The sequence below is a fragment of the Oribacterium sp. WCC10 genome, assembly GCF_900113415.1.
Taxonomy (GTDB): Bacteria; Bacillota; Clostridia; order Lachnospirales; family Lachnospiraceae; genus Oribacterium.
In genome coordinates this window covers 102335-115334 of the sequence record NZ_FOPH01000008.1, presented here as the reverse complement: position 1 = coordinate 115334, position 13000 = coordinate 102335, and the positions used below count along the sequence as shown (strand labels likewise).

Here is a 13000-nt window from a genome sequence, read left to right as displayed (position 1 = left end):
ACGCCCTGTAAAGGGATTTCCTGCCCGGATTATAGAAACGAAGTATCTGTTTCCTTTGAAGATCCGTGCCCCGACGTCGGAGGCTATGAGGAAACACAGATATTATCAGTGTTTCCTTAGTAGTGTGGAAGCTACTCCCGTTTAACTTGATGGACAGTATACTGTCTAAAAATGTAACATGTCAACTATTATTGCATCATTAAATATTTAACAAAATCAAGTTTAAAAATCACGACTATATAGTATACTTATAAATGCTGCAAATCGGTTGACAGAAAATGCTTCTATAAATTCATCGGAGTGAAACCGTATTTTCTGTCATGACATTATGCAAAGTGCTTATATCTTTTTAAAAAAAGGGAGTCAACTATATGGCTATTACTTATGATGAATCAAAGAAAATATTTACATTAACCACTAACAATTCGGAATATCAGATGAAGGTCGATGATATCGGACTTCTTTTGCATACATACTATGGAAAGCCGGTTTACGGTACAGACATGAGCTATCAGATAGTACCGGTGGACAGGGGATTTTCCGGTAATCTCTATGAATACCGTATGGACAGGGGACGTTCTATTGATACATTACCACAGGAATTTTCAGGCTGCGGCATGGGCGACTACAGGATAAGTTCTGTGGCAGTTAAAGCAAAAAATGGAAGCAGAACATGCGATTTTCGTTATAAATCCCACAGTATCAAAGAAGGAAAACCATCCATTCCGGGACTTCCGTCTGTTCGTCCCTGTGATGACGAAGTTTCAACACTGGTCATAACTCTGGAGGACAGATTAACCGGTCTAGAAGCTGAACTTTTCTACTCCGTATTTATGGACAAGGACATTATCACAAGACATACAAGATTCGTTAATGCTTCTGATAACGGCATGATTCTTGAAAAAGCAGCTTCCATGATGCTTGACTTACAGTATGGAGAGTGGGATGAGATACATTTTGCCGGAAGACACTGTATGGAGCGTTCTGTCCAGAGAAACAGACTTTCCCAGGACATCAGAGTGATAAGTTCAAAGCGTGGAATGAGCTCTCATCATCAGAATCCTTTTGTGATTCTCTGCGATCATACCGCAACAGAAGAGTCCGGTTCCTGCTTTGGAATGATGCTCATGTATTCAGGCAATCACAAAACAGAGATAGAGCAGGATCAGGCAGGTGCTGTCAGAATCGTTTCAGGTATCAATGACGAGAACTTTTCATGGAATCTGAAGAGCGGTGAGAGCTTCGATACACCGGAAGTCATCATGGCATACAGCGCAATAGGACTTTCGGCTTTGAGCCACCTTTACCACAGGATTATCCGTGAAAATGTCTGTGACAGAAAGTATCTTGATATGAAGAGACCTGTACTTATCAACAACTGGGAAGCAACTTACTTTGACTTCAATTCTGACAAGATCATAGACATAGCAAAAACTGCATCGGAGCTTGGCGTTGAAATGATGGTTCTTGATGATGGATGGTTCGGAAAACGCGATGACGATAATTCAGGTCTCGGTGACTGGTTAGTGAATGAAAGAAAGCTTCCGGGTGGTCTCAGGAGGATAACGGATGAGGTCACAAAGATGGGTATGAAGTTTGGACTATGGTTTGAGCCTGAGATGGTTAATGAAGACTCCGGGCTTTTCAGAACACATCCTGAATGGGCTCTTCGTGATCCGGGTAGAAATCCAAACCTTTCCAGAAATCAGATGGTTCTTGATATGAGTAACAGTGAAGTGGTTGATTATCTCTTTGACTGTATGAAGAAAGTTTTGGACAGCGCCGATATTTCTTATATTAAGTGGGATTTTAACAGAAGTGTTTGTAATGTTTATTCCAATGCATTGGAACCTTCACGTCAGGGTGAAGTGGCCCATAGATTTATGCTTGGTACATACTCATTGCTTGATCGTCTCACAAAAGCGTATCCGGATCTCATGATCGAGGGATGTGCAGGCGGTGGCGGAAGATTTGATGCAGGAATGATGTATTTCTGTCCTCAGATCTGGTGCTCAGATGATACGGATGCCATCGAACGCCTCGAGATACAGGAGGGAACCTCCTTCGGATACCCAGTCAGCACAATGGGAAGTCATGTGTCAGCTGTCCCTAACCACCAGACAGGAAGGACAACCCCTCTCAGTACAAGAGGGGTAGTGGCGATGTCCGGAACATTTGGATATGAGCTTGATATCACAAAGCTTACAGATGAAGAAAAGAGTACCATCAAGGAGCAGATAAAGACATTTAACAGACTCTATCCACTTATTCAGAAAGGCACCTACTATAGGCTGTCTCAAGGTGATCAGTCTGAAATATATAAAGCCTGGGAGTTTGTGGCACCGGACGGTTCCGAAGCACTCATTAATATTGTTCTCAAGAAATCACAGGCTAATGCCCGCATAAAAAATGTGCATCTTAAGGGGCTTTGCGCTGATGCAATGTACAGACTTGAAGGAACGGAGCAGGTTTTGAGCGGTGCTGCTCTTATGTACGGCGGCTACGCAATTAATCTTTCATCAGGAGATTACTCATCAGCACAGCTTCATTTTATTAAAACGACATAACAGGTAAAGGAATTGATCCTCCCGAAAAGACATGGGGAAAAGCTTTGATAAGCCTTTTCTATGTCATTTTCGGGAGGATTCTTTGACACTCAAGTCCTCATATATAAAGATCAGAGTAAATCTATAGTTCTAAGGAAAATCTCTAATCAGCGTTTCCCTATAGTGATGAATCTTTATTATTGTCGGTATTTTACAAAAAATGGATATTCCGTTTTGGATAATTGGTTTATAATTATCATAAACTTATATGTATTTATCATCATTTGAGTCAATGACTCATGTGGCACAACGTAAAATGAAAGAGGTGACGACATGTACAATATACGTAAGGTACAGACTGATACATGGTGGCTGGGAGCTTCAGACAGAAGACTTGCTCTTTTTGAAAATGCCTATCCGACACCCGGGGGCATGGCATACAACAATTATCTGATACTTGATGACAAGACCTGTCTGATGGACGGTATCGATGATGCTGTTTCAAGGCAGTTTATGGATAATCTGGTAAAAGCTCTTGACGGAAGATCACTTGATTACATGGTGGTTCAGCATATGGAACCTGATCACTGCGCAATTATTCCTGAGTTACTTAACCGTTACCCTGAACTTAGGATTGTGGGATCTCAAAAGGCGGTCCAGATGATAAAGCAGTTTTATCACATAGATGTTGATGCCGTCACTGTAAAAGAAAAGGATACTTTAGAGCTTGGACACCATACGCTGACTTTCTACACTGCACCTATGGTTCACTGGCCGGAGGTTATTGTAACCTATGATGATGTGACCGGCGCTCTTTTCTCGGCGGATGCTTTCGGTGCATTTGGTGCCTTGAGCGGTAATATATTTGCGGACGAAGTTGACTGGGAACATGACCATAAAGACGAAACCAGAAGATACTATGCCAATATCGTTGGAAAATACGGAATTCAGGTCAATGCACTTCTTAAGAAGTTGAGTGACATTGATATCAAATGCATCCTTCCTCTCCACGGTCATCTCTTCAGAAATGATATTTCGGAGATCATCGGTCTATATAAGAAGTGGGCCGGCTGGGTTCCCGAAAAGCAGTCGGTAGCTATATTCTACGGCTCTGTTTACGGGAATACAGCCAATGCTTCAGATATTCTTGCCATGGATCTGGCAGAGCACGGCATAAAGGATGTAAAAGTATATGACGTTTCAAAAACCGATACTTCTACACTGCTTGAAAAAGCGTTTGAGTATTCTCACCTTGTATTTGCAAGTTCTACCTACAATGCTGAGATATTTGACAACATGCATACTTTTCTTACAGATATGAAGAATCATAATCTGTCGGGCAGAACTGTAGGATTCATGGAGAACGGAAGCTGGGCTTCACAGTCCGGGAAAAAGATGACAGATCTGATAGGCAGTATGAAGAATATGACTATTCTTGAACCGATGGTTACCATAACATCTTCCGTAGATGAATCATCGAGAGAAAAGATAGATGAACTGGCAAAGGCATTGGCAGAGAGTCTGGAATAACGGATTACCGTGAAGTATGGTCATAATAATCAATGGCCGGTTAAACTATGATCAGAATATATGGTCTTTCTTTATGTATTGATAATTATGCTTAACTTTTTTTGAATTATGACGAGTAATGATTAGAAGAAGTATTTGACAACATCAACCGGGATATGATTTCTGCTTTGAAGAAACGTATCCATATCAGGATGGTGTATCGGATATGGAATAAGAGATAAAACAATAGACCGGTACGCCTAAAAAGGAGAGAGTGTATGAATTCAAAGGTTGCAGAACTTTTAGTTGCACAGGTAAACAAGGAATTTTATTCAGCATATCTGTATCTTGGAATATCAAAATATTTCCAGCAGAATGATTTAAGCGGATTTGCTTCATGGTACAGGGCTCAGGCTATGGAAGAGCAGGAGCATGCTCTTAAGTTTTATGATTATCTTTTAGACAATGATCAGGATGTTCCTCTCCCTGCCATTGAAGCTGTTACGGCAGAGTATAAGACAGTTCTTGATGCCGTAAAGACTGCTGACAAGCATGAGCACTATATCACCGATGAAATCAACAAGATTTATGATGCCGCTGTATCAGCTAAAGACTATCGTACACAGCTTTTCCTGAACTGGTTCATCACCGAGCAGGAAGAAGAGGAGAAGAACTCAAAGGATATGATCTCAAAGGTTCAGCTTCTCGGAGACAAGCCTAAGAATCTGTATCTCCTTGATAAGGAGCTTGCAGCCAGAAAGTAAGTATATGCAGTAAGGTTTATGTATTTTAAAATACGGGGCAGTTCTCTTATGAGGATTGTCCCTTTTTTGATGAATTATAAATTTCTTTCTTGCGATTTGCAGTAAGAAAAGTCATAATAGTAATGTTGTATTTTGATGGATACAATATTTAGCCAATCATTTATGGCAAATACAAAAAAGCTAGTTTTATACATGCGTTTGCATGGTTAAAGGAGGAGTCAGAGTATGATCAACTGGAACAATCTCGATACTTTAAAGTCCTTTCAGAAGCTTAAGGATGCTAAGCACATTGATCTTGTAAAGGCTATGTCCGGTGAGAACGGCGCGGAACGTGTAGGCAAGTATTCTGTACCGATGGCTGAGGGTATGGTTTATAACTACGCAGCGAAGGAAATCGATGACGATATTCTTTCAACACTTGCAGAGCTTGCCGAAGAAGCACAGCTTGCTGATAAGTTTAAAGCTCTTTACGAAGGTGAAGTAGTTAATACAGGTGAGAAGCGTATGGTTCTTCATCAGCTTACAAGAGGTCAGCTCGGAAAGGATGTTATTGCTGACGGAGTGAACAAGCGTGAGTTCTATCTTACCGAGCAGAAGAGAATCGCAGAATTTGCCGGAAAGGTTCATTCAGGTGAGATTGCCAATGCAGCAGGCGAGAAGTTCACAACAGTAGTTCAGATTGGTATCGGCGGAAGTGATCTTGGCCCTCGTGCCATGTATCTCGCTCTTGAGAACTGGGCGAAGAAGCATGATACATTCAAGATGGAAGCAAAGTTCATCAGTAACGTTGATCCTGATGATGCATCAGCAGTACTCAATTCTATTGATGTTGCTCATTCTCTTTTTATCCTTGTTTCAAAGTCCGGAACAACACTTGAGACTCTTACAAACCAGTCATTTGTTATGGATGCACTGAAGAAGGCAGGACTCAACCCTGCAAAGCACATGATCGCTGTTACATCAGAGACTTCACCGCTTGCTCACAGTGATGATTTCATTACAGCATTCTATATGGATGACTATATCGGAGGACGTTATTCAAGCACTTCCGGCGTAGGCGGAGCAGTGCTTTCACTTGCATTCGGTCCTGAAGTATTTGCAGCATTCCTTGACGGTGCAGCAGCAGAAGACAAGCTTGCAGCCAACAGGGATCTGTTCAAGAACCCTTCTATGCTTGATGCTCTTATCGGAGTTTATGAGCGTAATGTTCTTGGCTATCCAAGTACTACAGTCCTTCCTTATTCACAGGCTCTCAACCGTTTCCCTGCTCATCTTCAGCAGCTTGATATGGAGTCAAACGGAAAGAGCGTTAACCGTTTCGGTGAGCCTATAGACTATGTGACAGGACCGGTTATCTTCGGTGAGCCCGGTACAAACGGACAGCACAGTTTCTATCAGCTCCTTCATCAGGGAACAGACATCGTTCCTCTTCAGTTCATCGGCTTCAGAAACAGCCAGCTTGAGAATGATGTAGATATTCAGGGAAGCACCAGCCAGCAGAAGCTTTGTGCCAATGTTGTTGCCCAGATCGTTGCATTCGCATGCGGTAAGACTGATGAAAACCTTAACAAGAATTTCAAGGGCGGACGTCCATCAAGCATCATCATAGGCGATGAGGTTGATCCTAAGACACTTGGCGCACTCCTTGCTCATTTCGAGAATAAGGTTATGTTCCAGGGCTTTGTATGGAATATCAACAGCTTCGATCAGGAAGGCGTACAGCTTGGAAAGACTCTTGCCAAGAAGGTACTTGCACACGAGACAGAGGGCGCACTTACAGCCTACAGCAGACTTTTTAACATTTGAAATCATGTATGTTAAAGTGTTTAATCCGGCATTCGTGCAAGGATTTCCATTTTAGTATGTGAAATATATGAATGATAATGTTGTTTCATATGACAACATAACGGGATAATATAAGGATACCCTTTCAATATTCGTTTCATTGGTGGCGGATACTGAAAAGGGTATTTTTTTTGATTTTTACATATTCAGCCGCAAAATAAAAAATATATTCATGTATCTTTATTTTGCGGAATATGTTACCATAATAGTAGGAAAGTCTAAGTGTAGACTTATGTTCGGATAATCTCAAGTATATAAGGATATATACTTACACTATTGATGAAAGGAGGCAGAAGATGTCAATTAGTGCTATAGGTGGCGTTAGTTCATTCAATTTCTATAATACCAGCAGCATTTCGAACATGTACCAGTTGATGCGTTATCAATACAACATCAATTCGTTACTGTCATCAGGAAATGCATCCAAAGTCACTTCTTATCTTGGTTCATCACAGGCAGCAGCTTCCTCCTCCGGTGTCGACAAAACTAAGGCCTTTCTCGGTGCATATCAGAGCGATCTCACTGATCTTGAGAAGGCAGCGGACAAGCTGAATTATTTCAAATCCGGTAATGTTTTTACGCAGTATACATTAGGTTCATCCGACGAGGATGTAGCTGAGATATCTGTCAATTCATTAAGGAAGCAAAAGGACTTCAGTGTGACCGTACAGAATCTGGCTACCGACAGCCAGCCTGCAAGATATTCCATTACCGAGAATGGAAAGACCACGCAGTATACTTCAGCGTCCAATACAGTTCAGCTTATCAATGCTGATGCGACACTGACGCTTCGTGGTACCGGAACCACCAATATCTACACCGGTATTGATGAGGATGAAATCGTTACAGCCATGAAGGACATGGTTACAGCTCACAACAAAACTATGGAAACTCTTTCTGCCGGAAAGGGTCTGGGATCAGGTATTGAAAAACAGCTGTCACGCATGACCGGAACACTTGCCAACGGCAATATCATGAGCATGGTAGGATTATCCTATGACAAGAACGGAGATCTGAAGCTTGATGAGAAGAGGCTTCGTTCCGCTCTGGAGAACGACTTCGATACGACTAAAGAACTTATCGGAGGTCAATATGGCATAGCTTCCATTCTTGGCGATAGAGCGGCCAATACTTTAAATGAGTCTGTCAGAACCATTGTAGGAACCACAAATACATATTCCACCATGGATCTGTTCGGACAAAACGGCAGAGGTCTTTATTCCGGAAATGACATCAGTACAAATTACATGAACATGATGTTCGATTTTTCAAGGAATACACCGTATAACTATAGCAATTACTATGCTGTGGGTTCTATGCTTAATCTTCTCGGATAAAATCGTTTGAAATTTTCATTTTTATTCTAAAGAATACCCCCATCTAAAGATATCATGATATCCATAGATGGGGGTATTCAATATATATAACCAAGGAAATACCGGTATACTCAGCATTTCCCCAGAGTCTCCGAAACCGGAGTACTTTCCTCATTTGCAGGTTATATCCTTATTTATTCGTAAGGTGATTCGATGTTCGATTTGTGACAATTGCTAATGATGATTACTTCTTTTTACCGTTTAGTATATTTTCTGTACGTTTCCTGAAATTCTCACCGGCTTTACTGTCTGCTGAAATCAGCTCACCTAGTATGGCTTCTACGATATTGGCATAATCCTTTGTGCCGTCATAGTACATATAAATATCAGTAGGAACGGATTCTCTCTCAAATTCAATGAAGCTCTTATAGCTCACATCTACTCTGAAAGTTTCTACGGCTCCGCCAAAGTCTACGGAAATCTTCATAGTTTCCTTTTCTTTATCCTTCTCCTCAGAAAGTATGATTGCATCATAAAACGGATCTATGTATGTTGCCTTAATGATATCTCCATCAAGAAATGTCTTTGGTGTGAAGGAACTGTATTTGTCTTCCTTAACATTCATGATATAACCATATACATACCATATGCCGTCTATTTTATTACATTGTGTAATGACTTTGTTTTTGTGGCTTGGTTGATACATGATACAATAATCATCCTCAGCGTATATATATGATGCACCGGCAGTATCATCAATTCTCAAAACGTAAGGTTTTGTCCTGATATCACTCATTACTGCGTCTACATGTTCCTGAACTGTATCATATTTAGGACTGTTATCAATGCATCCGGCAAGTGTACAAATGATTAAAATCATGCTTAAGACAAGCATTAGCCAGGACTTGATTCTCATATATTGTTTTCCTCCAAAGCTATCTATAAGATGATGTGTGTCAAAAGTATCAGCATTAACAGATTGGCGCTAACGCACATTTCTGTGTTAAATGTGCTTCATCATAAGATAAACTTCGTCTTAAATGCTTCATTAATAAGATTAATAGTAGAAAAATGTTGTTCTTGAGCAGTAAAGCCGCTGTGTGATATATTGAGTGCTATGAATTTTTACAATCATCTTTTAGAACACAATATCAGACCAACAAAGCAGCAAAGAGCAGCAATAGACTCAATAGACGGTGCCATACTTCTTCTTGCCGTTCCCGGGTCAGGAAAGACAACAGTCCTTGTGGCAAGACTTGGCTTTATGATATATGAAAAGCACATTGAACCTGAAAGGATTTTGACATTAACCTACACGGTTTCGGCAACAAAAGATATGTCGGAGCGATTCAAAAGTCTGTTCGGTGACGAATATGCCGAAAGGCTTGAGTTCAGAACCATAAACGGAATATGTGCCCGAATCATCAATTACTATGGAAGAATGATAGGTAAGAGTGCATTTTCTCTGGTGACAGATGACAGGATGAACTCAGAACTACTGGGGCATATCTATCAGCAGGTCGAAAAGGAATATGCTACTGAAAGTGATCTCAAAACAGTAAGATCTCTTATAACCTATATTAAAAACATGATGCTTGGACCAGATGAGATAAAGCATCTTGATGAAGCGGAAGAGATAAAGATATCAGAGATATACAGGCTTTATCAGGAAGAAATGAGAAATCGTGGACTCATGGATTATGATGATCAGATGGTTTATGCCCTGATGATACTTCAGAGGAGTCCTGAGACGCTGTATTATTTCCAAACAAAATATCCCTATATCTCCGTTGATGAGGCACAGGACACTTCAAAGATACAGCATGAGATAATCAAACTACTTGCTTCCGGGAGTGGCAATCTTTTTATGGTAGGAGATGAAGATCAGAGTATATATGGTTTCAGAGCGGCTTATCCTGAAGCATTACTCGACTTTGAAAAAGAACATAAGGGTGCCCGGGTTCTTCTCATGGAAGAAAACTTTCGATCCGGTAGACATATAGTGGATAAGGCTCAGCATTTCATAGGTATGAATGTTCTGAGACACGAAAAAACCATGTTCACCAAAAATCCGGCTACTGGAGTGATCAGAAACATAGAACTAAAGAGCAGGAATGCAGCCTACAGCTATCTTCTCAAAGTTGCAACCGATTGTACCTGTGAAACTGCTGTTCTTTACAGAGATAATGAAAGTATTCTTCCCCTTATCGACCTGCTGGAAAGAAATGGAGTGCCGTATCGTGTGAAAAATATGGACCTGACGTTCTTTACACATCGTACCATAACAGATATTTCACATATCATACATTTTGCGAAAAATCCTTCTGATGAAGAACTGTTTATGCAGATCTACTATAAGATGAAAACATATCTTTCGAAAGCATTGGCACAACAGGCTTGTATGGAAAGCCGTAAACATCAGATTCCGATCATTGATGCGGCACTTAGATACTGCAAGCTTCCGAGAGGAACCGAAAACAGTCTTCAGGATATCAGACTCAATCTAAAAAATCTACTTTCAGATAAGGCTGATCAGGCTATAGGACGTATTACAAGACAGATGGGTTACAATGATTATCTGGACAGGAGTAAGATAAGTGACAGTAAGATAATGATTTTAAAAAGCCTGTCATATAGAGAGGAAAGTCCGTTATCACTTCTTGACAGGCTTAATGAACTTCGGCAAATATTAAGAGAAAGGGATAATGATCCCGATTGCCCGTTTATCCTGTCAACCATACACAGCAGTAAGGGACTTGAATACGAGACGGTATATCTTCTTGATTCAATAGATGGAATATTCCCTCAGGAGGTCCCGGATATCGCATGGAAGAGTAGTTCTATACGTAAATCCGCAAGTGGAGATGACCTTTTGGAGTTAAAAATCTTTGAGGAAGAAAGAAGACTTTTCTATGTCGGGTTAACCAGAGCAAAGAAGGATCTTTTTATATTTGAATATAAAAATGAGGATACAACTTTTCTGAATGAGCTATTCGACAGAGGTCACACGAGAAGGCCGGATACTTCGGGTCATAGTGCGGGAGCTATAGATCACCCGGGATTCTTTATGCGTAGCGGAGCAGTGACATATACTTCGACACTAAGATATAATGCATCAACCCCTGTGGCATATATGGAAAGATCATCAGCGAAACCGGTAAAAGATTTTTCGGAAGATGAATATCGTGCATTTATAGACTCACTTGCTGAAGGAGTAAGAGTCGTCCATAAAAAGATGGGAAACGGAACCATCATATCACTTGACAACAGAACAATATTGATACGGTTTGATACAGGAAAGGAATCTTCATTACAGCTTCATTTCCTGTATTCACATGATCTATTAAAGCTGCTTTGACTAAATGTCATGGCAGCTTTTTCAGTCCTGTTTTCAGAAGAATGGAATTAATCAATTAATTATATTTATGATGTGCATTAAATCTAATACATGAATCACATACACACTTTACACTGTTACACTTTGCTTTTTTAAAGTACTAGTGTATAATTCAATGAGTTGATTACTATAAGGAATGGTTTTTATAATATGCAGTTATTTCAACTTATTTACAATTTTCTTTGGGGAGATTTAGTCAATATCCCTCTTCCGGGAGGTTCTTCTCTCGGCCTTTCACTTCTTATCATGCTTCTCATACCGGCAGGGCTTTTCTGCATGATCATAACCGGATTTCTGCCTATACGTTTACTTCCGGAGATGATAAGAGTGGCAGCTGAAAAGGATGTGGATCCTGAAAAGAAGAGCAGTGTTTCAGGACTTGAGACATTGATTGTTTCAACGGCAACCCGTGTCGGAATGGGCAATCTTGTGGGTGTAGTGGCTGCAGTTTCAGCAGGCGGAGCAGGTGCCATATTCTGGATGTGGGTTACTGCAATCATAGGATCTGCCACAGCCTTTGTTGAAGCAACTCTCGCCCAAATGTATAAAGAAGAAGATCCTCTATACGGCGGATACAGAGGAGGTCCTGCATATTATATTCATCACCTTTTTGCAGGCAAAAAGAAGAAAAGTATCATGGCTGTGCTGTTTGCACTTTCCGGACTTCTTTGCTGGTGTGGTATAAGTCAGGTTATCGGTAATTCTGTTTCCTCAGCACTCAACAATGCATTCAATGTACCGCCGCTTTATACGGCTATCTTACTTTGCATCCCGGGAGCATATATAGTTCTCAAGAAGAATGTTACAGTTAAGGTTCTGGATGTTATAGTTCCTGTTATGGCAGGATTCTATATTTTCCTTACTCTGTTTGTGATTATCAATAATTTTTCATCTTTGCCGCAGGTTTTCTCACGTATATTCTCTGAAGCCTTCGGAGTACGTCAGGCTTTGGCCGGAGGATTCGGTTCTGTTCTCATGAACGGAGTCAAGAGAGGACTTTTCTCCAATGAAGCAGGTTCAGGTTCTGCACCTTGCGCTTCAGCCAGTGCGGATGTTGATCATCCTGTAAAGTCGGGTCTCCTGCAGGCGTTGGGAGTTTTTATTGATACCATTATCATCTGCAGCTGTACAGCATTTGTGATGCTTCTTGCACCTGAAGATTTTACAGCCGGATTAAGCGGCATGGATCTTCTTCAGGCAGCAATGAGATATCACTTCGGAGAAGCAGGAGTGATATTTATTGCAGTAACACTTTGGCTTTTCTGCTTTTCAACTTTCCTCGGCATACTTTTCTATGCAAGGTCAAATGTTGCTTATGTTTTCGGAGATAACTGGACTTCACAAACCGTATACAAAGCGCTTTCACTGGTTAACCTTTTTATAGGCTGTCTTGCGGCATACACCTTCGTATGGGATCTCGGAGATGTAGGTATAGGTCTTATGACTATATTCAATCTCATTGCGCTTATACCTCTTTCAAAAGAAGCCGTTCGTTCACTCAACGACTACGAGAAAAGGCATCTCAAGAAGAAACAGGAAATAAAACTTCGAAATGTAGTATAAGTGGTATATTCCTGAAAAGTATATTTTTGCCAATGAGCGAGTGGTAAATGTTGTGTGGCT

8 protein-coding genes are annotated in these 13000 nt (G+C 40.7%); 7 read left to right on the top strand and 1 reads right to left on the bottom strand.

Translation table 11 applies throughout. The features are described from left to right. The first annotated feature begins 371 nt into the window (after nt 1–371). From BM294_RS07845 to fliD, 5 genes are all read left to right on the top strand, one after another. Nucleotides 372–2567 carry an alpha-galactosidase gene (locus BM294_RS07845; RefSeq protein ID WP_091206563.1) on the top strand — a complete coding sequence of 732 codons (2196 nt, stop codon included), beginning with the start codon at nt 372–374 and terminating at the stop codon, nt 2565–2567. 312 nt (nt 2568–2879) lie between these two features. After that, nucleotides 2880–4076 (top strand): FprA family A-type flavoprotein, encoded by a 1197-nt coding sequence (locus BM294_RS07840; protein ID WP_091206560.1) that lies wholly within the window; start codon nt 2880–2882, stop codon nt 4074–4076. A 257-nt stretch (nt 4077–4333) separates the two neighbouring features. Beyond that, nucleotides 4334–4819, top strand: coding sequence for a ferritin (locus BM294_RS07835; RefSeq protein ID WP_091206558.1), 486 nt, complete (start codon nt 4334–4336; stop codon nt 4817–4819). 225 nt (nt 4820–5044) lie between these two features. Then, nucleotides 5045–6625, top strand: a complete 1581-nt coding sequence (locus BM294_RS07830) for a glucose-6-phosphate isomerase (protein ID WP_091206555.1) — start codon at nt 5045–5047, stop codon at nt 6623–6625. A gap of 335 nt (nt 6626–6960) precedes the next feature. Further along, complete coding sequence (fliD, locus tag BM294_RS07825; protein ID WP_091206552.1) at nt 6961–8001, top strand: flagellar filament capping protein FliD; 1041 nt, start codon at nt 6961–6963, stop codon at nt 7999–8001. A 223-nt stretch (nt 8002–8224) separates the two neighbouring features. On the opposite strand, the gene BM294_RS07820 is transcribed toward fliD, so the two are convergent. Further along, a complete protein-coding gene (locus BM294_RS07820) occupies nt 8225–8896 on the bottom strand; it encodes a hypothetical protein (RefSeq protein ID WP_091206549.1) in 672 nt (223 codons plus the stop codon). Between the two features lie 201 nt (nt 8897–9097). On the opposite strand from BM294_RS07820, the gene BM294_RS07815 reads away from it, so the two are divergent. Together BM294_RS07815 and BM294_RS07810 are read left to right on the top strand one after the other, a co-directional pair. Next, nucleotides 9098–11338: an ATP-dependent helicase gene (locus BM294_RS07815; RefSeq protein WP_091206547.1), complete on the top strand. Its 2241-nt coding sequence runs from the start codon at nt 9098–9100 to the stop codon at nt 11336–11338. Between the two features lie 189 nt (nt 11339–11527). Beyond that, the gene (locus BM294_RS07810) at nt 11528–12940 is read left to right on the top strand and encodes an alanine/glycine:cation symporter family protein (protein ID WP_091206544.1); all 1413 of its coding nucleotides are present in this window, start codon (nt 11528–11530) and stop codon (nt 12938–12940) included. Nucleotides 12941–13000: the final 60 nt, after the last annotated feature.

Coding starts and splice junctions, on each gene's coding strand:
- BM294_RS07845 (WP_091206563.1), top strand. CDS start 372: ATGGCTATTACTTATGATGAATCAAAGAAAATATTTACATTAACCACT.
- BM294_RS07840 (WP_091206560.1), top strand. CDS start 2,880: ATGTACAATATACGTAAGGTACAGACTGATACATGGTGGCTGGGAGCT.
- BM294_RS07835 (WP_091206558.1), top strand. CDS start 4,334: ATGAATTCAAAGGTTGCAGAACTTTTAGTTGCACAGGTAAACAAGGAA.
- BM294_RS07830 (WP_091206555.1), top strand. CDS start 5,045: ATGATCAACTGGAACAATCTCGATACTTTAAAGTCCTTTCAGAAGCTT.
- fliD (WP_091206552.1), top strand. CDS start 6,961: ATGTCAATTAGTGCTATAGGTGGCGTTAGTTCATTCAATTTCTATAAT.
- BM294_RS07820 (WP_091206549.1), bottom strand. CDS start 8,896: ATGAGAATCAAGTCCTGGCTAATGCTTGTCTTAAGCATGATTTTAATC.
- BM294_RS07815 (WP_091206547.1), top strand. CDS start 9,098: ATGAATTTTTACAATCATCTTTTAGAACACAATATCAGACCAACAAAG.
- BM294_RS07810 (WP_091206544.1), top strand. CDS start 11,528: ATGCAGTTATTTCAACTTATTTACAATTTTCTTTGGGGAGATTTAGTC.